Source organism: Cobetia sp., from assembly GCF_983723665.1.
The window spans coordinates 16,363-19,037 of record NZ_CFDJES010000025.1; the positions used below are offsets into that span (position 1 = coordinate 16,363).

The 2,675-nt window shown below is 67.0% G+C and carries 3 protein-coding genes; 1 reads left to right on the forward strand and 2 read right to left on the reverse strand.

Annotation, left to right across the window (positions count from 1 at the left end):
• Positions 1–129 precede the first annotated feature (129 nt).
• Entirely contained in the window at positions 130–1,236 is a 1,107-nt protein-coding gene (locus AC4FAH_RS04385) for a COX15/CtaA family protein (RefSeq protein ID WP_490245695.1), read from the forward strand.
• A gap of 134 nt (positions 1,237–1,370) precedes the next feature.
• Here AC4FAH_RS04385 and AC4FAH_RS04390 read toward each other — a convergent pair whose 3' ends face one another.
• Positions 1,371–1,766 carry a glutaredoxin family protein gene (locus AC4FAH_RS04390; protein ID WP_043337063.1) on the reverse strand — a complete coding sequence of 132 codons (396 nt, stop codon included), beginning with the start codon at positions 1,764–1,766 and terminating at the stop codon, positions 1,371–1,373.
• A gap of 75 nt (positions 1,767–1,841) precedes the next feature.
• On the reverse strand, positions 1,842–2,675 hold an 834-nt coding region (locus AC4FAH_RS04395), incomplete at its 5' end, for a LysR substrate-binding domain-containing protein (protein WP_490245692.1).

Below are 2,675 nucleotides of genomic sequence, written 5' to 3' on the forward strand. Positions count from 1 at the left end.
GCGCAGGCCTTCTCGATGGCGACGCCTGAGCTGACGTCTGATCTGGTGCATGGCCCTGCCGCCCGGCAGGCGACGAGCCGACGGGTGACGACACGCCTGTGGCGCAGCAGTCAGCGACTGGTCGCCAGCATGCTGGGACTGGTCATCTTGGTGATCGGGCTGGGAGCCTGGACGCGGCTGGTGGACGCCGGTCTGGGGTGCCCCGACTGGCCGGGCTGTTATGGCGCTCTGGTCGTGCCGGACGCCCAGACCGCGAGCCTGCATAGCCCGCATCATCCGCTTGAAGGCTACAAGGCGTGGGCGGAGATGATCCATCGCTATGCGGCGAGTCTGCTCGGGCTTGCGGCCATCGCTTTGCTCGCACTGGGCTGGCGGATTCGCCGTCGGGAGGCTCATCAATCGCAGACCTTCGAGGGTGGCAGTGGCGAGGCAAAGGTGACTGATCACTGGGGCGAGGAGGCGCGCACGCGTTTTCCCCTGGCCGGCTGCTGGCTGTTGTTGGGCATGCTGTTGGTCCAGGGCGCGTTCGGGGCCTTTACCGTGACGCTGAAGCTGTGGCCGCAGGTGGTGACGCTGCATCTGCTGGGCGGCCTGAGCGTATTGAGCCTGCTGCTGTTGCTGTGGCTATCACTCAGACGGCGGGCGGCGCACCTCAAGGTGACGGCTGAGCAACACACGGCGGGCGCTGATGCAGCGCACATCCGGCGTCAGCCCTGGCTGGCCACTCTGGCCGCGGCTCTGCTGCTGGGGCAGCTGGCCCTGGGGGGCTGGACCTCGAGCAATTATGCCGGGCTTGCCTGTGAAGGTTTCCCGGCCTGCAATGGTGCCGCATGGCCGGCGATGGACTGGGGAGAGGGCTTCCACCTGACCCAGGATGTCGGCCCCAGTTATCTGCACGGGCAGCTGCATGGTGAGGCGCGCACGGCCATCCACATGGCGCACCGTGGCGGGGCCGTGCTGCTGGGGGCGGTGCTGTTGGCGCTGTATTGGCGCCAGCGCCGCTACTTGCCGGCGCGGACGCCATCGCCTGACAACCCCTGGCGCTGGGCGCTGGGGTGTTGGCTGGTGCAGGCAGGCTTGGGAATCGCCAATGTGCTGTGGTGGTTGCCGCTGGATCTGGCGCTGGCGCATACCCTGGGGGCCGTCGCGCTGACGCTGGCGATGGTGTGGGCGATGGATCGGATGCGCCAGGCGGCTCGCCGCAAGCGGGCATCCGTCTCGCAGGCGCTGGCCTGATGAGAGGCAGAAGCTGGGCAAGACGGTGAGCAGAAGAGAGACACCCAAATGCGCGTGCTCGCGCTCACCAGACCGCAAGAGGCCGCTCTCATGAGCGGCCTCTTGCGGTCTGCGTCGTATCAGCCGGTATCCTGTCAGGCGGCGCTGCCGAAGCGCTCCTGCAGGTAGGCATTGATGGTGTCGGATTCGTACATCCACTCTTCGCGCCCATCGTCATGGGTGATCAGCAGGCACGGCACCTTGACGCGACCGCCACCCTGTTCGAGGGCCTGGCGGTGAGTGGCGTTGTGCTGGGTGTCTCGTTGCTCGACGTTCAGGTTCAGCTGATGCATGCGCTTGCGCACCTTGATGCAGAACGGGCAGGTCGAGAACTGATACAGCGCCAGCTTGGCCGTCTCGGCGTCCACCTCGGCCTGCTGGGCGGGGCTGCGCTCGAGCGCGCTGCCGCGGGTCAGCTTCTCGCTGAGCAGCATGAAGGGAGCCAGCACCAGACGCAGGGTGCGGAAGAACAGGCGGATGATGGAGCGCATGGCAGAACCTCATGGGACGTGCGGGTATCGGCGCCAGTGCCGCAGGGCGGGTGGCGAATTCAGAATGGGGCCATTCTAGAGCTCAGCGGCCTCGGCGTCTTCCCCATGCGCGTTGCGGATATGCGTCAGCAGGGACTGTCGCAACCAGCGGTGCCCGGGGTCCTGCTCGTGGCTGGCATGCCAGATCAAGCGGTAGCTGAGCGCGGGCAGGCGCATCGGTAGCTCAAGAATCGCCAGCCCGTGCAGCTCGCTGCTGGCCTGGGCAAAGCTTCTGGGCGCGCAGAACACCAGCTCGCTGTGCGCGACGATGCTCAGGGCGTCGCGGAAATCCGGCACCAGCACGCTGATGCGGCGTGGTGCGCCGTGCTGCTCCAACCGCTCATCCAGCGACCAGCGTGAGCGCCCCTCGCAGGTGGCCTGGACATGACTCAAGGCCGCGAATTCGCTCAGCGTCATCGGTGTCTGGCGCCGTGTGAGCGGATGATCACGCCGCACCAGAATCACATGGTCGTCGCGCCACAGCAGGCGCGACTGGAAGCCAGCGGGGAGGGCAGGCGGCTCGCCCGGGGTCTCGGCGCTGTGATCGTGTCCGGCAAGTCCGATATCCAGCTGGCCCTTTTCCATCAGGCTCAGGCAATCGGCCTGCCAGCGACTGATCTCGAGGCTGCCATGCGGCAGCGCATCGGTCAGTGTGCGCGTGCAGGACGGCATCAGGGTCGCCCAGGCGCTTTCCAGCACTGCCAGTTGAAAGCGCCGCTGGCTGGTGGCGGGGGTGAAGGTGGCAGGGGCGCTCAGGTTCTCGAGACGCGAGAGCAGCTCGGCCAGCTCGCCACGCAATGACAGGGCCCGCGCCGTGGGGCGCAGACCATGGCGTTCGCGAATGAAAAGGGCGTCATCAAACATCACGCG